The organism is Prochlorococcus sp. MIT 1342, from assembly GCF_047304495.1.
Classification (GTDB): domain Bacteria; phylum Cyanobacteriota; class Cyanobacteriia; order PCC-6307; family Cyanobiaceae; genus Prochlorococcus; species Prochlorococcus marinus_D.
In genome coordinates, this window is sequence record NZ_CP138957.1 from 1876697 (window position 1) to 1897259 (window position 20563).

Genomic DNA, 20563 nt, shown 5'->3' on the forward strand with positions numbered 1-20563 from the left:
TGGCGCATCGGGGAAATTATCAACGATCATTCCTCAGTGTGATCGTGACTGGGAAGAATCAGTCGCACACGCTCGATACGAGGACCCTTCATCGTGACGATCTCGAATTGCAAACCATCGCAGCGCAAGGCCTCTCCAGCAGAAGGGATGTGTTGCAACTTTTCAAGCAGAAAGCCAGCCAAGGTGTGATGTCCATCAGCTTCAGGCAAGTCCAGATTGAGCTGTCGATTGAGCTCAATGATCTCAAGATCTCCTGCAACCATCCATGTGTCTGACTGACCCTCAATCAGCTCAAGATCCGGCTCATCGTCGTCTGCATGGGGCTCATCGCCCACGATCTCACCAGTGAGATCGGCAGCTGTAACCAATCCTTCGGTACCGCCATGCTCATCAACGACAAGCAGTAGGGGCTGTCCACTTCGGATCATCGGCAACAATTCAGCCAAAGTGCTGGTCTCAAGAACCCTTACAGCTGGTTCTAAAAAAGGTTCAAGCGGAGATTCTGCCTGCAAAGCACCCCGGGAGATGGGTTCCGCCAACCGACGTAAATCAAGCACACCCCTGACATCATCTAGGGACTGACCGATCACTGGAAAGCGCGCATGGCGGGTGCTATGCACCACTCTCATCAGTTCAGCGAAGCAGACCCCAACAGGCAAGGTGACCATGCCAGAACGTGGCACCATCACCTCTCTAACTTGAGTGTCGCGCAAGGCGAAAACACCTTCAAGGATGTTGCGCTCATCAGGACGAAGGCCTGTTACACCACCAATTTCGATCAGAGACTCCAGCTCACCAGCAGAGAGAGCAGGAACGAGAGAATCCCAATTTGCATTCAAACCAACCAGCCGCAACATCATCGAAGCGACAGCTTCCAGAAGAGCCAAAAGGGGAGCAAGCACACGCATCACCATCTCCAACAATGGAGCGAGGTTTAGAGCTGAAGCCTCCGGACGGTTCAGCACCCAGGCCTTAGGAAGAAAACCAGCCAACAAGGTGGCCAGCACCACAAGCAGCAGAAAAAGGCCCCCGTCCAACCAGCGACTAGCAGGATCAGCTATAGGCCACCAGCGATGTCCAACACCACGGCCAACCCAGCCCAGGGCTACCAACGCCAGCATTCCACCCAGTTGAGACACCATCAACGCCCTCCTCAAACGGCGCTGAAGACGATGAACGGCGGAAGCTCCGGGCTGCTGCTCTTCCACTAAAACCTGTACTCGACTAGGCCGCAGCCGCAACAAGGCAACCTCTCCAGCCGCGAAAAAAGCCGGTAGAACCAGCAATACAGCCAGGAAAAGCAACCTCATTGAATGAAGAAAATATGGGGGTCGCGAGGATCGAACTCGCCTTAGGCGAATTATGAGTTCGCTGCATTCACCAGATTGCTAGACCCCCTCAATCACGGATCTACCACATGCCACGGATAGAAGTGAAGGCCTCAGGCGCCACATTCATCTCAGGACCATCCTCCACCATGACAATTTCTGAAGGAACATCCCCCGAAAGGCTGTTGTCAAAACCGCTGGAGATATCAACAGTTCGCCAAGGTAGGGAAGGGCTCTGCTCTTCTAGAAGCCCCTGATAGGTGTTCTGCACAGCAGAACCATCCCAGATGATCGTCTGATCAGGGAAACCAAATCCCATCAAGCGATTGCCCTCTTGACCGGCCACAGCGATGCCGAGCATATCCGTGAGCTGATGAAGCACATCCACACCACGGGCATAGGGAGCTGTCCAACTGTAAAAACGACGTTCGATTAAGGCACCAGTGGATTCCAGCGGTCCACATTGGCTCACCTCCACAGGGCCCTTCGACGACTGGTTGGCATCCGGTACTTCAAGAGTCGTGGTGCAAACCACAGGCCTCGCCCAGGCCAAACTGCCACCCCATCCAGTGACTGCCAATGGTGTCACCAGGGCCAAACCAAGCATCCTTAGCTTATGGAAGGACACCCAAGCCATAACTGCAAAAAACACGACTACGCGCAAACTAGGCAATGAATCCTTAACGCACCAGCCCAATGAGCCCTCTTCCCCCATCGGCGGAGGCCTGCCGCGATGAGCTGCTCAACCGGCTAGCGCGAGAGGCCTACCGCCATGGAGACTTCACCCTGGCCTCTGGTCGCCAAAGCAACCACTACGTGAACTGCAAGCCAGTCAGCCTCAGTGGATCTGGCCTGGCGTTGCTAGGCCTGGCATTACTCAAATATGTAGAGCCCGATGCTGTTTGTGTCGCGGGCCTCACCCTCGGCGCCGATCCCTTGGTAAGTGCAGTGGCGATGGCAGCAGCACAAGCGGAACGCACTCTCAATGCGCTAATCGTGAGAAAGCAAGCCAAAGGCCATGGCACCGCTGCTTGGCTTGAAGGTCCACTACCTCCCAGCGGTGCACGCATCACCGTTTTGGAAGACGTTGTCACCACAGGCGGATCGTCACTCAAAGCCGTGCAACAGCTGCGTGAGACGGGCTATCTGGTGACACGCGTCGTTACGATCGTCGATCGACAAGAAGGTGGTGAAGAAGCCTTGAATGCTGCTGAGTTAGAGCTTGTCAGTTTGTACCAGCTCAATCAGGTCGCTGAGCGGGCCAGACAGCTGGAGACGGAGACATGAGCAGCTCGAGCAAGCAACGCTGGGACGCCCTTAAACCCCTATTGAGGATGGAGGGTTCTGGTAGTCGAGACTTTCTTCACGGCCAGACCAGTGCCGATCTGCTGGCTGCCGAAACAGGCTCCCTGCTGCGCTGCTGCTGGCTCACCGCCACAGGAAGGGTGCGGGCGCTGTTGGAGATTCGTCTGGATGAAAGAGGTGCAGATGTGCTTGTTCTCGCCGGCGATCACAACGCAGTAGCGACGGGATTTGAACAGGTGATCTTCCCTGCAGACCAGGTTCGACTGAAGCCGAGCAAGCCAATTCGACGCCTGCAGATACTGGCCCAACTCAAACAGGAGCAAACTCCTGAGGTGACCTGGCTGCTGCCAGACGAACCACTGCCAAAGCAATGGGCTGCTATGCAGCAGGCCAGTGCAGATCAAATTGAAAGCTGGCGACTCAAGCAAGGCCTGCCCCTTGAACCTGGTGAAATCAATGGCGATACAAACCCGTTTGAACTGGGACTAACCGCATGGGTGAGTCTCAGCAAGGGTTGTTACTTAGGGCAGGAAACCTTGGCCAAGCTGGCCAACAGCGGTGGTATCAAACAACAACTGCGCTACTGGCAAGCCAACCGCCCGATTGCCGTAGGCCAAAAACTAATCAATCTTGAGCCAGAGGCAGGTGTCAACAATCGAGCAGGGGTCATTACTTCAGTGATGCAAGACCATGCCTCAACAGGCAGCTATGGCTTGGCCTTGGTGCGCCGCAAGTCTTTAACAGAGGCTGAACTATGCCTGGCGGAAGACTCAACAAGAGTGCGCCTCTCCATTCCTACGGGATTTGTGACTCCACCCATGAATGACTGAACATGGCTTGACGATGCCCAGCTACTCGTCTTGCTTTAACAGCTCGTCTTGCTTTAACAGCCATGCCGCCACGGCCCAAGTGGCGAGACAATCATCGTGGTTGTAATCAAAGATCCAACGCAGGGAATAGGAACTGCCGCGATCTTGAAGACCTGAACCACGCCACTGGCGCCACCAAAGCAGAGCTCGAGCCCCATCGACACCCACCTGACGCCAACAAAATCCCAGCCAACTCGCCACGCACTTCAACCCATAGCTGTTTAAAGGCAATCGCCAAGAACGCCGCACCCGATCGTGCACATCAATCATGCGCTTGCTCAGTGCAATCAACTCAGCCGCGTCAACTCCCTGCCGCTGAGCCATACGGCGAAGAGCTAGAGACTCCGTTTCGCCGTAATGCATCACTGGCCAGTCGGGATAACTCTTCAGCATGCGTTGCAACCGCTGCCAGCAACGTGCCTCGCCGTGCTCATAAAGCACCAAAAAGGGGTGATACTGCGCGCCCTCTAAATCCCAACTGCCATCTGGCCTGCGGCCCAGCCGGACAAAACCATGCAGAAAATCATCGCGAGCATCTGGATCAGATTCGATGTCGTACAACAGCACGCCAGGGGCAGTGGCCAATTCCGGTAAAGCTGATGCGGAGTCCAAGCGCTCATAACGACCATCCCGCTGAGCCCGGGCCTGAGCGACAAGCTCACAAGCCACTTCCCCGTGCTGCTCCCCGAAATGTTGCAAACGACTTCCGAGCTCATTCGGATCGGCTGCCGCTAAATCCTGCAAACCAAGGATCCCCAGTTCCTGAAGCATCTGCCGTCGACGAGTCCCGATACCGCTCACCTCACTGAGATGTCCCTCTACAGAAGCCACGGCATTGCAAACACCTCGCCAGGAACACAACTTGCACTTACGCCGATCAGCAACCAAAGGCGGAGGCTCACTCAGCTCGAGGTCTGCGGCCAACTTGACCAGGACATCATCAAGCTGCCGCTGCAGCCCGCCCAGCAATGAAACTCGTTCCATGTGAAGACTGCGACCAGCTCCGGCCAAAGCCAAGCCTTCAGGCACGGGAGCCGACTGCAGCGGTGCCAATAAACGACCAGCAAGGGCCAAAGCCAAGCGATGCTCTCTGGTCAAGCGTCGACCCTGACGTGCAAGCACCGGTCGGTAAGCAAATGCCCCCCAACGACTTTGCCCCTCGACCCTCTGCAGCAATGGCGGATGGGCCTCCAATAACTGCCCCGCAGGACCAACCCCCTTAAGCCTCAGCCCCACCACCCCTGGGCAGCCTTGACTGCAACCGTCTAGACCCCTGCATGGTTTGCGCGGCAACAAAGCAACAAAGTTGCGCTGCTGATCATCAAGTTGCAGAGTGCGGTGAGCAGTCCAGAGCCGTTGCTCTCCATCGCCATAACGATCTAGCCAAGCCCTACGACGACAGCGCAGCCAACTACGCAGCAAGCGATCAGTCAGAACGTTGGCAGCGAGAGGGGTGGCACCCATCAGCCGACGTTACGGCGGCTGCCTGCTAGATCCAGTCCATTAGTTGATCATTTATGGCATCGGCCCCCCTGCCGCTGGCCGCGGCCCCCATCCATTTCGGTACCGACGGTTGGCGCGGGGTCATCGGCGTGGATATCACAGTCGAAAGGTTGTTAACCGTTGCTGCTGCTGCTGCACAGGAGCTGGCCTATCGCGCACCCACAGAACTCAAAAGCCGCTCAGTGATCATCGGCTACGACCGCCGCTTTCTAGCTCCGGAAATGGCAGAGGCCATTGCTGCCGCCGTGCGCGGCTGTGAGCTGGAGCCCTTACTCACCGAAACGCCTGTGCCAACACCTGCCTGCAGCTGGGCAGTCGTTCAACATCAGGCCCTTGGCGCCTTAGTGGTGACAGCCAGTCACAATCCGCCGGAATGGTTAGGGCTAAAAATCAAGGGGGCCTTTGGCGGCTCAGTGGAAGACACTTTCACCGCAGCTGTGGAGCAGCGCCTTGCCGCCGGAGGGATCTCAGTACCCATCAATGGAATTACCAAGCGATTTGATGGGCGTGGGCAGCATCTCAAAGGATTGCGAGAGAAGCTCGATTTAACGTCCCTGATCAAGGGCCTGCAGAAGATGGGGCTCAAGGTCATCATCGATCCGATGCACGGTTCAGCATCGGGTTGTATTGCCGAGCTACTGGACCCGCACAACCAGGGCTTGGTTCAAGAAATTCGCGCCCAGCGCGACCCGTTGTTCGGCGGCCACCCTCCCGAACCCCTCGCTCCATATCTGAAGCAGCTGATCGCAGCTGTGCAGGCCTCCAGCGCTACCGGACAACCCGCCGTGGGTCTGGTTTTCGATGGCGATGGCGACCGCATTGCAGCCATAGATGAAGCTGGCAACTTCTGCAGCACTCAGCTGCTGATGCCCCTCCTCATTGACCACCTCGCCCGAACCAAACAACTGCCAGGCAAGGTTGTAAAAACCGTGAGTGGCTCTGACCTAATGCGTCTAGTTGCTGAGGATCTAGGCCGGGAGGTGCTGGAACTACCGGTTGGTTTCAAATACATCGCCGCTGAAATGCTCAGCGGCGATGTGCTGGTGGGAGGTGAGGAATCAGGAGGGCTGGGCTTCGGAATGCACCTACCTGAAAGGGATGCCCTCTTTGCAGCCCTGCTTGTACTGGAAGCACTTGTGGAGGGAGGGCAGCCCCTCGGCGCACGCATGAAAGCCCTGCAAGAGCGTTGTAGGGGGGACAGTTTTTACGAACGCTTCGATCTACGCCTTGCTGACATGGACTCGCGACAACGACTAGAAACGCTGCTTGAGCAAACCCCTCCAGCCACAGTTGCTGATCACCCCGTTCAGGACGTGATCCGTACAGATGGCGTGAAATTTCGACTTGGACCTAGCCACTGGTTGATGCTGCGTTTCTCCGGCACCGAACCCCTGCTGAGGATCTACTGCGAAGCTCCCAGCCAGACAGACGTCAAAGCAGCTCTGAACTGGGCAAAGCAGCTCGCAGAACGAACATGAGCAGCAATGAATTGACAGAGCGGGTGCTGGTGATCGCCAGCGGCAATGCTGGCAAAATCCGTGAGTTCCGTCAGTTGCTGGCTCACCTGCCGCTCAGCGTGCAAGCCCAACCCAAAGATCTTGCCGTGGAAGAAACAGGCCAGACCTTTGCAGAGAATGCACGCATCAAGGCCCTGACAGTTGCTCAAGCCACGGGCCAATGGGCCCTCGCAGACGACTCCGGACTCAGCGTAGAGGCACTGGCAGGGGCCCCTGGGGTGTATTCAGCCCGCTATGCCGCGAGTGATGCCCTAAGGATTGAGCGCCTACTACGAGAACTCAAAGGGATCGATGATCGCCGCGCTCACTTCAGCGCTGCTCTTTGCATCGCATCTGAGACGAATGAAGTTTTACTGGAGGTCGAAGGCCGCTGCGAAGGTTTGATCACCCATGCAGCACGAGGAGACAAGGGCTTCGGCTATGACCCGATCTTCGAAGTCGACGCAACCGGCACAACCTTTGCAGAGATGACTATTGAGCAAAAACGCCAATGGAGTCACAGAGGTTGCGCCTTTGCCCTGTTAGATCCAGCCCTGCAAGAACTGCTCCACAAACAAAACAAGCCCTAATCACGAGCCCACCGAATCGCTAAACAATCAATCCGCTCTCAGCTAAGGAATTGAGCAGATCGCTTGATGGTGTTGATCTGAAGCAAGGCAGCCAAAATGATCCCCAACAAAGCAAGGCTGCCGTAGGTCAACACCACCAGAGTTGTATTGCCGGGGGTCGATACCTGCAGCAATACCCCAGAGAGCATGATCATCAACGCTCCCATCAACGTGCCTGCTGTATTCACAAAGGCGACAACAAGAGCCGTTTGAGCTGGAGGAGCTGCAGCTTCTGCAAGAGGAAAAGCCAAAACACTCGTGCCAAGGCCCAGACCAAGAATGGCTCCAGCCAAAATCAAAACGATGACGGATTGAGGGTTGGTCGCCACCAAGACCAACAGAGCGGCGGCGGCGCTGCAGCTGCCCGCCAACAAGATGGGAGCACGCCTGGACTGATGACTGCCAAGCCAACCTGCCCCAAGCATTCCTACGGATGTAAAGAGGGAAAGAACCATGCCCACGCCCACCTTGAGGGAACCGCTCCACCCCTCAACCTCGGACAGCAAGCCATATTGACAAAAGCCAAAAAGAGTTCCAGCACCCCAGGCATAAATCAAGGCCGCATGGACAACCTTCTTGATGGCATCGGCACTCCAGCGCCCTGAATGATCAGTGACTTGGCGTTCGCGGATCGATTGGCTGGGCTTTGCACGACTCTGCTGCGAGCTGGCAACAACCACGACAACTAACGGTGTTGCCACCAGCAACGCCAGCACCATGATCTGCAACGTCACCTGCTGCCGCCAGGAGCCCAAATGGATCAACACAGGCATCACGGCTGCCAAGGCGGCGCCAAAACCAAGCAGGCTGTCGGTAGCACCCATCGCCAAAGCAAAACGCTGCGGCGGCAGGGTTCGCCTCGCAAGCAGCCCTGAGGCCGGGAAGGCAACAGCACAAGCAAGACCCATACCAGCGCGGCTGATGATCAAGCCATCAAGGGTTTCAGCTCGAGCGAAGGCCAGTGTCAGTGCGGTAGCCGTGATGGCACCGAGTAACAGCCAACGTTCGGCACGGCCACGATCCAACACCCAACCGACAGGAATCTGAACGAGGCCATAGGGCAGCAGGAAGGCTCCCCCCACAACGGCAACATCCGCAGAGGAGAGAACAAGCTCATCAGCGAGCGATTGATCGAAATATTGAAAGCTCGTTTCAGACCAAACCATCCAGGCCACGAAGAGCAGGCTGAGGATCCAAAGCAAGCGATCGCGCATCAAGTCATTGAAGACATCCAGGAAAATGTATTGGCTGCGAATCTGTTTGTCTTCAAGACAAGCAGTAATCGAGATTCAGCGTGAGCGATTGGCGTGGCTGCGGTGCTTCGTCGGGATTGAAGCGTGAGCTTGCTGCTTTTGCAAAACTGAGCGGGCGTATCGAGCCATCACCGCGCTGATCAATGCGCAGCAACCGCACCTGCTTGAGGCCAAGTGCATCAGAGGTGGTTTCAGCCTGATGCTTGCCCTGCTGTAGAGCCCTACGCAACAACTGATTCTTCAATTGCTGTTCGCTAGCAAGATCAGCACGTGAAGACATGCCTTGCAAATCAACGCCAGGCAACCTGCCTGCGATCTGAATCAACGCGTCGTAATTGGATCGGCCCACCTCACCACTGACGCTGGTAAAAGCACGCTGCAAGCGTGGTTTGTCGCTAGTGCCATCCATGGCATAACTGCGTGGAGCAGGAATCTTTAGATCGCCCAGGCTGAGTGGCCGCACGCGACTGCGAACTGTGGCTAAGCGCTGATTGAGCTGATCCATTGCTGCCGATGAAGTTTTCCCCTCGGCTTCAACTTGCAAGGAAAAACGAAAGCGATCTGAACGCAGCTCTCCACTTTCACGAACACTGAGCTGCAGCAAAGTGCCATCACAACGAAGCTCACCAGCATGAGCAGGCGAGCTTGCTAAGCCCATCAATCCACTAGAGCCAACAAGCAAGCCAAACATCAAGGGAGAGCACAACAACCGCATCGGAGCTGAAAACATTGAACATGTAGATTCCTAATTTATATCTAGCGCCCTTGAGCCATCAAAGTGTGAATGAATTACATAGCAAAAGCGCCAATTCACAACCAAACATGACTGGAGAGCAATGGAGTTTAGCTTTCCTTGACGCAAGTTTGTGATGATCTATTGCTCACAGCAGATGGCATTCACGCCACGCTTTTAAATATTAATAAGGATGAATTTCTCGCTGCTGATGTGATTGACTTTATCTAGTCAACCAACCAAATCCTTAAGCTCAGAGCGAACACATTCCAAATAAGCTTGGATTTTGTTCGCCAATCAACACCCTAAACTCAATCAATCAATCAGCAGCAACCCAACTGCCATGTAATCCGTATGGAATGGTAATAGGCATCTCAAGCACTGCCTGCTCGCTTAAATCGTTTGCATTCAGAATCAACAACTGACTGGCACGACGCTCTCCATTCCATACAAAAACCAACAGCCAACCATCATCCTCAGCTTCACTGCCAGGGCGTGGCACCATCAATGGCTCACTGACAAATCCACGCGGCGCTGCACTCCATAAGCATTGATCCCCATTGCTCAAGTCCAGTTTCTTAATCGCCTGTAAGGGGGCGTAGCCGGTTTCACGCTCTGCCACAGCCATCCATGCATAACGAGCAGACAACCCTTCTCGGCGTGGATTGACCATCGCAAATTCACAACAACGCTCACTAAAGCGCTTGGTTTCAATTCCTTTCCCCAAAAGATTGATGCGGCACTGCTCTAATCGACCCTCTGGGAAAAAGTCAAAGTCCATCGAGAGGAAGTCCTCGCCGGGATCAATCGAGGGGTAATCGCTGTAATAAATGCTCTCCAACACCAACTCATCCCCCTCCTCCCAAGCATTGAGATGGTGAAAAACAAAACCATCGGGAGCATCAAAGATGCGCGGCGGCTGCCCAGCAAAAGTGCCGCAATCACGAGGAATCAACCAAAACTTTGCCTGGCCTCCAGGCTTAGACGTTAAACATTGCGCCGCACCCTTCTGACCCAGCACAAACGGCAACGGATTGAAGTTGATCGCATTCTGCAAAAAGAGCGTCCAGTTGGGAGTAATCGCGAAGTCATGCAGAAAAGCAAAACCCTTAAAACTGTCTGTGCGATCACTGATGAGGCGTCCCGCATCTGGCCCCTGAGTGGCAAACTCCATCAGCCGGATCTTGCTAGTCGGCCCTGTGTTCACACCAAATGTGACCATGCGAGGTTCGCCATGGTGGCCAGGATCGAAGCGGGGATGAGCGCTAAAAGCCTCTCCAGGCTTCAGCACCCCATTCAGACTGGAAAGCCCATGAGTTTCCAAGCTGACAGGGTCAAGCGCGTGCGGACCAGCCGCCTCCCAAAGAGCCAGTAACTGATCGCCAAGTTGAACCACTTGGGTATTGGCAATGTTCTTGAAACGCACATCAAAAGCATTCGCCTTCGCCCCACCACGCTTCTGCGTGCCAAACACCCCCCGATAGAGGAAGCGACCGGCCTTTTCCTCTTCCTGCCAGTATTTCGTTCGCACAAAGCGATTACTCAGCGTGGCCTTGCTATCGCTGAATCGCACAGCAGTGATCATGCCGTCACCATCAAAGGGGTGATGCACCCATTGCCCATCGCGTTCAAACCTGCCTGGACCGTTGCGATAGTGGCTGCCTTGCAGCTCAGCTGGAATCTGTCCCCTCAGGGGGCGTAAAGACACAGCATTGAGCTCTTGCTCAACATTGCAATAACCACTTGCCCAGTCATCCCGATCAAACCCGCCGGGTACATCTATTGAGGCCGCGGACACTGTTGAAGGGCTATCGCTCACTGTGCTCACTGCAAGGCTGATCAAGATTGACCAATCCTTACGCAAAAGGGCTTGCAGCCGCGAGCGAGGAAATCCCCACTCCCAAAGCATTCAGCTCTTCTACCCGCCAGCCTGCTCCAGCACACCCTTGCTGCTAGGTACTGCACCGGCCCTTCGCGGGTCGATTTCAATTGCCATGCGCAGAGCCCTGGCAAAGGCCTTGAAACAGGCTTCAACGATGTGGTGGGAATTGGTGCCTGCCAACTGGCGAATATGCAGGGTGAGTCCGCTGTTGTTCACAACTGCCACGAAGAACTCCTTCACCAACTCGCTGTCGTAGCTACCAATTCGCTGAGAGGGAATTTGAAGGCCATAACTGAGATGAGGCCTACCAGAGCAATCCAGAACGACCTGAACCAACGCCTCATCGAGTGGTGCCACAAAATGACCGAAGCGGTGGATGCCACGTCGATCTCCAAGGGCCTGAGATAGGGCCTGACCAACAGCAATACCCACATCCTCATTGGTGTGATGGTCATCGATGTGGGTGTCACCAGTCGCGGTGATCTCTAAATCCAGCAGGCCATGACTGGAAAGCTGGTGAAGCATGTGATCGAGGAAGGCGACCCCAGTAGAAACGTTGCACTGACCACAGCCATCAAGCCCAACACGAACAAGCACGTCGGTTTCAGCGGTGACGCGATGAACATCCCCCTGCCTTAGCGACGTCATGATGCCCATCCAAATGAAGTCATGCTGCCAGTCAAATCACATTCCGTTAATGCAGTAACCAGCATCCACATAAAGCGTCTGACCGGAAATACCACTGGAAAGATCGCTCAGCAAGAACGCGGCTGTATTGCCAACTTCGATCTGGGTCACAGTGCGACGCAAGGGAGCCTTTTCTTCAACGTTATGAATCATCTCGAGGATGCCGCCGATCGCAGAACTAGCCAAGGTGCGAATTGGGCCAGCACTGATCGCGTTCACACGCACCTGCTTATCAGGGCCAAGTTCTGCAGAGAGATAACGCACTGAAGCCTCCAGAGCAGCCTTTGCAACACCCATCACGTTGTAATTAGGAATGGCACGATCTGCACCGAGATAGGTCAACGTCACAACCCCTGCACCATCACTAAACAAAGGCTTGGCATGATGACAAAGCGGGGCCAGCGAGTAGGCACTGATCTCCAAGGCGCGTGCGAATCCCTCTGCCGAGGTGGCGCTGTAATCACCCACCAATTCTTCCTTGCCTGCAAAGGCTAGACAATGGACCAGACCATCCAACTGGCCCCACTGCTTGGCAATCACAGCAAACACCTCCTCGATCTGATTGCTGTCCTGCACATTCAAAGGCAAAAACAAACTGGGTTCTAGAGGAGCAGTGAGATCGCGCACCTTGCCTTCCGAACGGCCCCTTTCATCCGCTAAATAGGTAATCCCCAACTCAGCGCCGGCGGCTTTCAACTGTTGTGCGATGCCCCAGGCAATGGAACGGTTGTTGGCGATACCTGTGACGAGGATCTTCTTACCGCTTAGATCGAGAAGCATCAGAGCGAACGAACTAGGGAACATTGGCAGCGATTCTCTCCCATGCCACGCCGAGTTTCACTGGATGCCCCGAATAAGGTCGCCAAGAGTTCTATTCGATCAGCTTCAGGACGAGTTGCCGTTTAACAACTCCTCCTGAAGCTTCCTCTCTTCTTCTGGATCCCTTAGCAGGTCCTCTTCCTCCAACGCAGGCAATCTCAAAGGCTTCACCTGATCAGCAGCGCGAGGCGGCTCCTGCCAGCGCCATCTCGCCCTAGGCGCCCGATCGACACAAAGAGCCTTCAGCTCACGCTTCAAGGCACGGCGCACATCCCCGCGGGCGACTACCACGAAAAATTCCTTACGAGACGCAAGGCCTGAGCTGAATGGGGCATTGCCATTGCCATTGAAAAGCCTTGCAGGGTCTGGCAACCAACGGGGCGTACAGATCCCTGGATCACTGGTGTCCGTTTCGAGAAAGAGATGCACGCCATAGCCATCAGGCTCACTCACCACCGCCAGGCCGTCATGAGCTTGATGCCGCTGCAAGGGATAAATAGCCCAGCTGGGTTTGGAAGACGACGTCATACAGCCGCTAAGCACTACGGCCAAAGCCACCAACAGGAAGGTCTTACCTTTTGCATTGACTTGCTTCAAGGCATTGATGCCGCCATGCAAAGTCATCCTGAACCAGCATTGAAGGGCTGCTTTCCCAAAATGGCCCTCACTCCCTCGACGATGCTGCCTCTCGGAACCCCCTTACCATCGTTTGCATTGAAGGTGGTACCCGGCACCAATCTTGAGATCGATGGCGGGCTGGGCGCCCTGAACACAATCAACACAAGCACCCTCCCAACCAAGCCCCTCCTGCTGATGGCGCTTTGCGCCCACTGCCCTTTCGTGAAACACATTGAAAAAGAACTGACCCATCTTGATCAGGACTACGGAGATTCCTTGCAGCTACTGGCTATCGCCAGCAATAGCCTGATCACTCATCCCCAAGACGGTCCTGAGCAGCTCGCCGCTCAGGCCAAGCAGCAAGGCTGGCGGTTCCCATATCTACTGGATACTGACCAAAGCCTCGCCAAGGCCCTACAAGCCGCCTGTACACCAGACTTCTTCCTCTTTGCCCCCTCTCCACAAGGACTGCAGCGACTCTGCTACCGCGGCCAACTGGATAACAGCCGCCCTGGGAACCATGAACCTGTGACTGGATCGGACCTACGTGCTGCCTTAGATGCCGTTTTGAACGGGCAAGATGTCTCTCCCAACCAGCAGGCCTCAATCGGCTGCAACATCAAGTGGCACCCAGGAGAAGAGCCCCCCTGGTTCGGCTGATCTGCCACTTCAAAAGCTGCTAAACCGTCTTCGGCTCGGCTTAAGGTGCATCTCATGCAGGTGCCCCCTTTTAGCCTTACGCAACAGCTAGCCGAACTGGGGCCTGACCTTGATGAGGCGGTCTTGCGTGTGCTGCGCAGTGGCCAATACATCGGCGGCGCCGAAATTGAATCTTTTGAACAAGCCTTTGCCAACTCCCTTGGCGTCCCTTATGTCGTTGGTTGCAACAGCGGCACCGATGCTTTGGTCCTGGCCCTGAGGGCACTGGATATCGGAGCAGGAGATGAGGTGATCAGCTGTTCTTTCAGCTTTTTTGCCACTGCCGAGGCAATCAGTTCGGTAGGCGCCACACCTGTCTTCGTGGACGTCGAAGCGGACACCTATCTCATCGACCTGGAACAAATCGAAGCAGCAATAACCCCAGCCACTCGTGCTCTTTTACCAGTTCATCTTTTCGGCCGCCCCGTCAACATGGAGCAGCTGATGGCCATCGCCAACAAACATGGGCTGAAAGTGATCGAAGATTGTGCCCAAGCCAGTGGTGCAGCGTGGAACGAACGATCTGTAGGCAGTTGGGGCGATGTGGGCTGCTTCAGCTTCTTTCCCACCAAAAACCTTGGCGGCGCTGGCGATGGTGGAGCCGTCAGCACACATGACGCAAAGCTTGCTCAGCGAATGCGAGAACTCGCTGTTCACGGAATGCCGCGTCGATATTTGCATACCGAACTTGGCTACAACAGCCGACTGGATGCCCTACAAGCCGCCGTTCTCAACGTGAAGCTATCAAAACTTCCGCAATGGGTTCAAAAACGACAAGCCATCGCGACCCGTTATCAAACGTTGCTCACAAACCTTCCTTGCCTCGAGCTTCCAGATCAAACAAAAGCAAGCCATCTGCAACATGCATGGAACCAATTCGTGGTGCGGGTAACGAGCTGCCCAATGAACCAAAGCAACTCTGAGAGCCTTCGCAAACCGTCAAAAAACAATGGCAGCAATACCCTGCCGGATAACAGTTGCCGTGATTGGCTCAAACAAAGTCTTTTAGAACATGGCATTAACACCATCATTTACTACCCAATCCCTATCCATCTCCAACCGGCCTATGAAGGCCTAAGCCAAGGCCCAGGCAGCCTGCCGGTCACTGAACAGCTTTGCAGTCAAGTGCTGAGCTTGCCGATCTTCCCAGAATTGAGCGAAGAGCAGCAGAAACAGGTTGTCTCTATATTGCACAAGCTGCTGAGTCCAGTAACCACAACGCAAGTGCGAGCGGTTGCTTAAAACGCCTTATAACATCGCTGCTGCGGCTTTTCGATCACCGATCGCTGCACGAGAACACGATCCGCGATCCGCCAATCACAACGGCAAGAATCTTTGCAATGATAATTTCACAGGTGTAGGAGTACCTTCATCCCACAGACAGGACCACAATTCTCATTAGAGATTTCATTCCAGCTCCGCTTAATTAGCGCAATCTACTCATCTCTAACAATCAGGCAGCCTTTGCATATAGACCAGCAAAAAGAAACAACTCACCTGAGCTGACTTACGAAGAATGAACAAGAAAAAGATTGTTCAGCCTGCGAATGCTACATATTCAGCGGCCCTAAAAATATCTTCCTCGCCATGGCCAAGAAGATGGAGAATATGCCTACTCATTATAGCCCTGACCTGCTTAGTAGCATTCATATTTAAAGCCTTAGCAGCGGTCAATCTCACCAGCCTTTGGAATGATGAACTGTCCACAGTAGACAAATCTTTCCAACCATCACTCCGCTTTCTAATTAACTATCTACGCACCGATGTTCACCCTCCCTTCTATTACGTCATTCTCTGGGTAACAGGAAAGTTGTTCGGGGAGACTGTCATGGTGCTCCGATCATTTTCTTGGGTCGCATATGTCGTTGGCTGCGCAGCAATAAGCGCTGCAGTTTGGAACTTTCAAAAGTCACCTGTGGCTGCAATCTGCGCAGCCTTACTTTCTTCCGCAATCCCGTTCACAGTGCGCTATTCGGTTGAAGGCAAGGCCTATGCCTTCTTGTTTGCTTTGATTGCCATCGCACTGGTCTTTCGTTTACGTATGCTGCGCAATAAAAGCAACTCTGGGCCTCTATATGCGCTTGCCTTTGCCGCAGCAGGAATGACTCATTACTATGGATTTGGCCTTTTATTAACCCAAACATTCCTCGATGGGATACGTCGTAAAAGCCGCCTTTTCGCATGGGATTCCTATGCACTTTTGCTGCCTATCTTATGGATATAAATCAATCTTGGCTTCCTAACAAGCCAAGGTGGGCGTGAATGGCTAGAACCAACTTCCCCTACCTCTCCACAATTACTCATCCAACTATTGCTAACTGCCTTAGGCCCTCACTGGCCTCAAGTGCTTTGGCTTGGGATTGGAACCTTTATCTTGCTTAAATGCACACAAGGAGCAGTCTCTTCCAGCTCAAACCCAGCCCCAATACCGGCTTGGGGACTAGATGCAGGATTTTTACTATTAGTGATCACACATACAATCTCCATCTGGAAGCCTTCGGCTTTACCTCGCTATTATTTTGTTCTAATGCCCGCTTGTATAGGTGTGATTAGTTGCTGGCTGGGTTCACATATTCAACCGAAAGATCTTTTGCGATGGCGTGGCGCTCTCTTGACAGGCCTAATGATAATCCTGCTATCACTTTTCTGGCAAGACTCCTTCCTGGGAATAGCCCCTGATCAACCATATGTTCAACGCAATGATTCCAATTATCGCACCCTCTCCCTTAACTCTGCAACGGACAACATTAAGCTCACACGCCAATGCAGAGAACTTAATGCCAGTGATTACATACTCAGACAAGGGAGGCTATTATCGCCAGGGCCAATCTGGACATGCATCCATGATGCAAGCCTTCCAAAACTCACCGCCGAACTCCAGCCAGGCGAAGAAATTGTCATGGCAATTAGCAAGACGAGTATGATCCGAAAACAACATTTGCAGCAAGATGCTCAAGCGCCAGAGACAATGGGCTTCAGCTGCTCACAACCAAAAATGATTCAGCCAGCGAGCCAACTCATCCGCTGCGGTAGATAAAAATAAATAAAAAAAGAATCGCCTTAAATCAGCCTTAAAGGCTAAATTCGCCAATTGAACATCTCAATAATTAAGATCGATTTATCGATCTTTCCCATGCAATCCTGGAAAAAAAGAAACCTATTGTCATTTTTTGGCAAAAGCTATTAGACCAAACAATAAAAACTCAAAGGCGAATGGTTGCATAAAACAACTTTGCAGTTGCCCAGCTGCAGTTTGTTATTAACAATCGCATGTAGAGATCATCGCCGCTTCGCAGTCATGCCAGAGCAGCCAGTCTAATGGTGAGATTCAGAGGCCCAACAACTGACGCGCCCGATACCAAGCTGTAATGCTCTTGCCGTCCAGTACTTCATCACCACTAGCCAAGCAAGCATCGAATTCAGCTGGGGTCATATGCAGCACCTCAAGATCCTCGTCTTCATCACCAGCAGGACATTCGCACAAGGCTTTAAGGTCGCGGGCAAGAAAAAGGTGAATGACTTCATCGGAGTAACCAGGGCAGGGCAGCATCTGCCCCAGAGAATCCCAGCGAGCTGCGCTGTAGCCAGCTTCCTCTGCCAGTTCCCGCTCCATCGAGCCCTGGGGATCTTCCCCCTCCTCAAGCGTGCCAGCAGGAAATTCCAGGATGCGGCGGGCTACCGCAAAGCGGTACTGACGAAGCACCACAACTCTGCCATCGGCAGTGATTGGCACCGCCAAGGAAGCACCGGGATGGCGAATCAGACCAAATAGACCCTGTACCCCAATCGGCAGCTCCAAACGGTTGATCTCAAAGCGAATCTTTCTTGCATCCAAAGATGCTGTGGTCTCCAAAACTCGAGACGGCTCAGGCGGCGACAAGGGCACCATGCTGAAAGTCAACAAAGAACTCCCAGCATGGTGGCTGATGCTCAGAAACGGAATTGAATTGCGTCACCCCTATTCAAGCCAGTCCAAATCAGGGGGAATACGGCGCGGCTCCTTACCCACTCCCGTTAGGGCCGCTGCAAGTGGCACCACGACAAAACTTCGCTCAATCAGACGGGGGTGAGGAAGGATTAGGGCCTCGTGCTGAACCTGTAGTGCGCCCCAGGCAAGCAAATCAAGATCCAGTGAGCGCGATTCCCAGCGCATCAACTCTGCCTGACGATCTCGTCCGAAGCGCTTCTCCAGGGCCAGAAGCCTGGCTAACAAGGACAGCGCAGCCGCTTCACAAGGCTGCAACAAAGCAAGCCGCGGCCCATCCACCACAACTACCGCATTGATGTAGACAGGCTGCTCGGGTGGACCGCCAACGGGGTCGGTCTCAAATAATGGCGACCAACGGCAACGCAAACCTGCAGGATTCACCCTTTCGCGTGGTGCCTCTCCAAGCGATGTTGAGAGCCACTCATGGATGGTCTGCTCTAACTCAGGCCGCACTGCCCTCAAGGTGGCACGCGGAGGTCCAAAAGCACTAGCCAAATTGGCTCCTAGTGCCACAGCCAACGTGCTTGGAGCAGAATAAGCAGTAGAAACTCCGAGTTGATCAGCGAGACTGGCGCACACGTCATCGAGCCGGGGGGACTCCATGGTTGCAAGCGGATCGGCCGCAACTGCCAACACAAGGTCCAGAGATGGAGCAGGCCAGGACATGGCCACTCGTGCTTTTCCTCTTGCCGCAATTACAGGCCATGGAACGCTCAAGCTTTCACTGCTCCTAGCAGCGGTTGATCCAGAACTGGGTGGGGTGGTAATCGCCGGCGGCCGCGGCACTGGCAAATCGGTCTTGGCACGGGGACTGCATGCACTGCTACCGCCAATCGATGTACTCGACCTGGAAGCCCTTAGCAAAGATCAGCAGACTTCACAAATTCATCGCCCCATTGGCCTCAACCTGGATCCACAGCTCCCTGAGGAATGGGACGAAGCGAGCCAACGCCTGATCACGAAACAGGGCGCCACCGATGAGGAGCACTCAAAGGAGCCACTGCCGAGCCGTGTGATCCCAGCACCCTTTGTGCAAGTTCCAATTGGCATCACTGAAGACAGACTTGTTGGCGCTGTAGACGTCACGGCCTCCCTAACCAGTGGAACCCCAGTCTTCCAACCTGGACTACTAGCAGAAGCCCATCGGGGAGTGCTCTATCTCGATGAGCTCAATCTGTTGGATGACGGCATCGTCAACCTCATGCTGGCGGCAGTGGGAGCCGGCGAAAACCGAGTAGAGCGAGAAGGCCTCAGCCTCAGCCATCCCTGCCGACCACTACTGATTGCTACTTACAACCCTGAAGAAGGGGCAATGCGCGATCACCTATTGGACCGTTTCGCCATCGCTCTCTCCGCCGACCAGCTGATCAGCAACGAGCAACGTGTTGAGATCACCGAGGCAGTACTGGCCCATGGCCAATGCAGTGTCAGCTTCGCTGCAAAGTGGGCCCAAGAGACCGAAGCACTAGCAACTCAGCTGCTACTGGCTCGTCAATGGCTGCCGGATGTACAAATCAGCCACGCACAGATCGAATATCTGGTCAATGAAGCCATTCGTGGAGGCGTGGAAGGGCATCGCTCTGAGCTTTATGCAGTACGCGTGGCACGGGCCCACGCGGCTCTCAGCGGCCGAGACCAGGTTGAAGCAGACGACCTCCAAGTCGCCGTGCGGCTGGTGATTGCACCGCGTGCATTGCAGTTGCCGCCTCAAGAAGAGCAAATGGAGCCCCCCCCGCCAGAGCAACAGCAAGCACCGCCACCACCAGATCAATCGCAAGAAGACACTTCTGAAGAGGATGAAGATGATGACGAAGACACCCCTGAAGAGCAGACATCACCACCGGTTCCAGAAGAGTTCATGCTTGATCCAGAAGCAATTGCAATCGATCCAGACCTTTTGCTGTTTTCTGCAGCCAAGTCAAAAAGTGGAAACAGTGGGAACCGATCGGCAGTACTCAGTGACAGCCGTGGCCGCTACGTCAGGCCCATCATCCCTCGTGGCCCTGTTCGACGTATCGCCGTCGACGCGACATTAAGAGCTGCGGCCCCATATCAAAAAGCTCGGCGATCCAGACAGCCGGATCGCACAGTGATTGTCGAAGAAGGAGATCTGAGAGCCAAGTTGCTGCAACGCAAGGCTGGTTCACTCGTCATTTTCCTTGTTGATGCAAGCGGTTCGATGGCTCTAAATCGCATGCAGGGCGCCAAGGGAGCTGTCATTCGCTTACTCACCGAGGCCTATGAGAACCGAGATGAGGTTTCACTCATCCCATTCCGAGGAGAACAAGCGGAGGTTTTACTCCCTCCAACCAAATCGATTACTGCAGCAAAAAGAAGGCTAGAAGTGATGCCCTGCGGCGGCGGCTCCCCTCTCGCCCATGGTCTTACCCAGGCTGCTCGTGTGGGTGCTAACGCATTGTCTAAAGGAGATCTCGCCCAAGTTGTCGTTGTTGCCATCACGGATGGACGCGGCAATGTACCTTTAGGGACATCACTAGGTCAGCCACAACTTGAAGGAGAAGAGCCACCAGATTTAAAGCAGGAATTACTTGATGTAGCGAGCCGCTACCGCAGTCTGGGGATCAAATTGCTAGTGATCGACACCGAGCGTAAGTTCATCGGCAGTGGCATGGGCAAGGACCTAGCAGAAGCCGCCGCCGGCAAATACGTCCAACTGCCAAAGGCAACTGATCAAGCGATTGCCGCCATCGCAATGGAAGCAATTGACCAGGTTAAATAATACTTAAGCCTATG

At 54.3% G+C, this 20563-nt stretch carries 19 protein-coding genes and 1 tRNA gene; 8 read left to right on the top strand and 12 right to left on the bottom strand.

The features are described from left to right. Positions 1–26: 26 nt before the first annotated feature. The 3 genes from SIB79_RS09720 to SIB79_RS09730 all read right to left on the bottom strand — a co-directional run bounded on the left by SIB79_RS09720 (position 27) and on the right by SIB79_RS09730 (position 2025). Complete coding sequence (locus tag SIB79_RS09720; protein WP_063404967.1) at positions 27–1310, bottom strand: hemolysin family protein; 1284 nt, start codon at positions 1308–1310, stop codon at positions 27–29. Between the two features lie 15 nt (positions 1311–1325). Further along, positions 1326–1398 (bottom strand) — tRNA-Ile (locus SIB79_RS09725). Between the two features lie 12 nt (positions 1399–1410). Further along, positions 1411–2025 (bottom strand): hypothetical protein, encoded by a 615-nt coding sequence (locus SIB79_RS09730; protein ID WP_063405409.1) that lies wholly within the window; start codon positions 2023–2025, stop codon positions 1411–1413. Between SIB79_RS09730 and pyrE the strand changes: the two genes are divergently transcribed. Together pyrE and SIB79_RS09740 are read left to right on the top strand one after the other, a co-directional pair. Continuing rightward, a complete protein-coding gene (gene pyrE, locus SIB79_RS09735) occupies positions 2025–2615 on the top strand; it encodes an orotate phosphoribosyltransferase (protein WP_063396826.1) in 591 nt (196 codons plus the stop codon). The two genes, SIB79_RS09730 and pyrE, sit on opposite strands and share 1 nt — an antisense overlap. Further along, positions 2612–3463: a YgfZ/GcvT domain-containing protein gene (locus SIB79_RS09740; protein ID WP_063404965.1), complete on the top strand. Its 852-nt coding sequence runs from the start codon at positions 2612–2614 to the stop codon at positions 3461–3463. The genes pyrE and SIB79_RS09740 overlap by 4 nt, the downstream gene beginning before the upstream one ends. Before the next feature lie 21 nt (positions 3464–3484). Here SIB79_RS09740 and SIB79_RS09745 read toward each other — a convergent pair whose 3' ends face one another. After that, a complete protein-coding gene (locus tag SIB79_RS09745) occupies positions 3485–4966 on the bottom strand; it encodes a TM0106 family RecB-like putative nuclease (protein ID WP_063404963.1) in 1482 nt (493 codons plus the stop codon). Positions 4967–5019: 53 nt separating this feature from the next. Between SIB79_RS09745 and SIB79_RS09750 the strand changes: the two genes are divergently transcribed. Beyond that, positions 5020–6483 carry a phosphoglucomutase/phosphomannomutase family protein gene (locus SIB79_RS09750; protein ID WP_063404961.1) on the top strand — a complete coding sequence of 488 codons (1464 nt, stop codon included), beginning with the start codon at positions 5020–5022 and terminating at the stop codon, positions 6481–6483. Further along, positions 6480–7091 (top strand): RdgB/HAM1 family non-canonical purine NTP pyrophosphatase, encoded by a 612-nt coding sequence (gene rdgB, locus SIB79_RS09755; RefSeq protein ID WP_063404959.1) that lies wholly within the window; start codon positions 6480–6482, stop codon positions 7089–7091. The genes SIB79_RS09750 and rdgB overlap by 4 nt, the downstream gene beginning before the upstream one ends. A 38-nt stretch (positions 7092–7129) precedes the next feature. On the opposite strand, the gene SIB79_RS09760 is transcribed toward rdgB, so the two are convergent. From SIB79_RS09760 to SIB79_RS09785, 6 genes are all read right to left on the bottom strand, one after another. Next, positions 7130–8344, bottom strand: a complete 1215-nt coding sequence (locus tag SIB79_RS09760; protein WP_063404957.1) for an MFS transporter — start codon at positions 8342–8344, stop codon at positions 7130–7132. Positions 8345–8396: 52 nt separating this feature from the next. After that, complete coding sequence (locus SIB79_RS09765; RefSeq protein ID WP_063404955.1) at positions 8397–9113, bottom strand: SIMPL domain-containing protein; 717 nt, start codon at positions 9111–9113, stop codon at positions 8397–8399. Positions 9114–9435: 322 nt separating this feature from the next. Beyond that, on the bottom strand, positions 9436–10959 hold the full coding sequence (locus SIB79_RS09770; protein ID WP_063400925.1) for a carotenoid oxygenase family protein: 1524 nt from the start codon (positions 10957–10959) through the stop codon (positions 9436–9438). A 75-nt stretch (positions 10960–11034) separates the two neighbouring features. Beyond that, a complete protein-coding gene (gene hisB / locus SIB79_RS09775; protein WP_063404953.1) occupies positions 11035–11655 on the bottom strand; it encodes an imidazoleglycerol-phosphate dehydratase HisB in 621 nt (206 codons plus the stop codon). A gap of 27 nt (positions 11656–11682) precedes the next feature. Beyond that, positions 11683–12465, bottom strand: a complete 783-nt coding sequence (fabI, locus tag SIB79_RS09780; RefSeq protein WP_063404952.1) for an enoyl-ACP reductase FabI — start codon at positions 12463–12465, stop codon at positions 11683–11685. 105 nt (positions 12466–12570) lie between these two features. Further along, positions 12571–13128: a hypothetical protein gene (locus SIB79_RS09785; RefSeq protein ID WP_063404950.1), complete on the bottom strand. Its 558-nt coding sequence runs from the start codon at positions 13126–13128 to the stop codon at positions 12571–12573. 33 nt (positions 13129–13161) lie between these two features. Here SIB79_RS09785 and SIB79_RS09790 point away from each other — a divergent pair, with 33 nt between their 5' ends. The 3 genes from SIB79_RS09790 to SIB79_RS09800 all read left to right on the top strand — a co-directional run bounded on the left by SIB79_RS09790 (position 13162) and on the right by SIB79_RS09800 (position 16045). Further along, positions 13162–13782 (top strand): thioredoxin family protein, encoded by a 621-nt coding sequence (locus SIB79_RS09790; RefSeq protein WP_236072715.1) that lies wholly within the window; start codon positions 13162–13164, stop codon positions 13780–13782. A gap of 54 nt (positions 13783–13836) precedes the next feature. Further along, entirely contained in the window at positions 13837–15063 is a 1227-nt protein-coding gene (locus tag SIB79_RS09795) for a DegT/DnrJ/EryC1/StrS family aminotransferase (RefSeq protein ID WP_063404946.1), read from the top strand. 274 nt (positions 15064–15337) lie between these two features. Then, positions 15338–16045 (top strand): glycosyltransferase family 39 protein, encoded by a 708-nt coding sequence (locus SIB79_RS09800; RefSeq protein WP_074161360.1) that lies wholly within the window; start codon positions 15338–15340, stop codon positions 16043–16045. A 1104-nt stretch (positions 16046–17149) separates the two neighbouring features. Here SIB79_RS09800 and SIB79_RS09805 read toward each other — a convergent pair. Together SIB79_RS09805 and folK are read right to left on the bottom strand one after the other, a co-directional pair. Next, a complete protein-coding gene (locus SIB79_RS09805) occupies positions 17150–17710 on the bottom strand; it encodes an NUDIX hydrolase (RefSeq protein ID WP_063404940.1) in 561 nt (186 codons plus the stop codon). Positions 17711–17779: 69 nt separating this feature from the next. Beyond that, entirely contained in the window at positions 17780–18475 is a 696-nt protein-coding gene (gene folK, locus SIB79_RS09810; protein ID WP_328585530.1) for a 2-amino-4-hydroxy-6-hydroxymethyldihydropteridine diphosphokinase, read from the bottom strand. On the opposite strand from folK, the gene SIB79_RS09815 reads away from it, so the two are divergent. Next, positions 18411–20549, top strand: a complete 2139-nt coding sequence (locus tag SIB79_RS09815; RefSeq protein WP_063404938.1) for a putative cobaltochelatase — start codon at positions 18411–18413, stop codon at positions 20547–20549. The genes folK and SIB79_RS09815 overlap by 65 nt on opposite strands. The last annotated feature ends 14 nt before the right edge of the window (positions 20550–20563 follow it).

Bases quoted from the DNA above. Each gene is read 5' to 3' on its own strand.
- SIB79_RS09795 (WP_063404946.1), top strand. From the start codon at position 13,837: ATGCAGGTGCCCCCTTTTAGCCTTACGCAACAGCTAGCCGAACTGGGG.
- fabI (WP_063404952.1), bottom strand. From the start codon at position 12,465: ATGCTTCTCGATCTAAGCGGTAAGAAGATCCTCGTCACAGGTATCGCC.
- rdgB (WP_063404959.1), top strand. From the start codon at position 6,480: ATGAGCAGCAATGAATTGACAGAGCGGGTGCTGGTGATCGCCAGCGGC.
- pyrE (WP_063396826.1), top strand. From the start codon at position 2,025: ATGAGCCCTCTTCCCCCATCGGCGGAGGCCTGCCGCGATGAGCTGCTC.
- SIB79_RS09765 (WP_063404955.1), bottom strand. From the start codon at position 9,113: ATGTTTTCAGCTCCGATGCGGTTGTTGTGCTCTCCCTTGATGTTTGGC.
- SIB79_RS09760 (WP_063404957.1), bottom strand. From the start codon at position 8,344: ATGCGCGATCGCTTGCTTTGGATCCTCAGCCTGCTCTTCGTGGCCTGG.
- SIB79_RS09805 (WP_063404940.1), bottom strand. From the start codon at position 17,710: ATGGTGCCCTTGTCGCCGCCTGAGCCGTCTCGAGTTTTGGAGACCACA.
- SIB79_RS09740 (WP_063404965.1), top strand. From the start codon at position 2,612: ATGAGCAGCTCGAGCAAGCAACGCTGGGACGCCCTTAAACCCCTATTG.
- SIB79_RS09800 (WP_074161360.1), top strand. From the start codon at position 15,338: ATGAACAAGAAAAAGATTGTTCAGCCTGCGAATGCTACATATTCAGCG.
- SIB79_RS09815 (WP_063404938.1), top strand. From the start codon at position 18,411: ATGGTTGCAAGCGGATCGGCCGCAACTGCCAACACAAGGTCCAGAGAT.
- SIB79_RS09790 (WP_236072715.1), top strand. From the start codon at position 13,162: ATGGCCCTCACTCCCTCGACGATGCTGCCTCTCGGAACCCCCTTACCA.
- hisB (WP_063404953.1), bottom strand. From the start codon at position 11,655: ATGGGCATCATGACGTCGCTAAGGCAGGGGGATGTTCATCGCGTCACC.
- SIB79_RS09720 (WP_063404967.1), bottom strand. From the start codon at position 1,310: ATGAGGTTGCTTTTCCTGGCTGTATTGCTGGTTCTACCGGCTTTTTTC.
- folK (WP_328585530.1), bottom strand. From the start codon at position 18,475: ATGTCCTGGCCTGCTCCATCTCTGGACCTTGTGTTGGCAGTTGCGGCC.
- SIB79_RS09785 (WP_063404950.1), bottom strand. From the start codon at position 13,128: ATGACTTTGCATGGCGGCATCAATGCCTTGAAGCAAGTCAATGCAAAA.
- SIB79_RS09750 (WP_063404961.1), top strand. From the start codon at position 5,020: ATGGCATCGGCCCCCCTGCCGCTGGCCGCGGCCCCCATCCATTTCGGT.
- SIB79_RS09745 (WP_063404963.1), bottom strand. From the start codon at position 4,966: ATGGGTGCCACCCCTCTCGCTGCCAACGTTCTGACTGATCGCTTGCTG.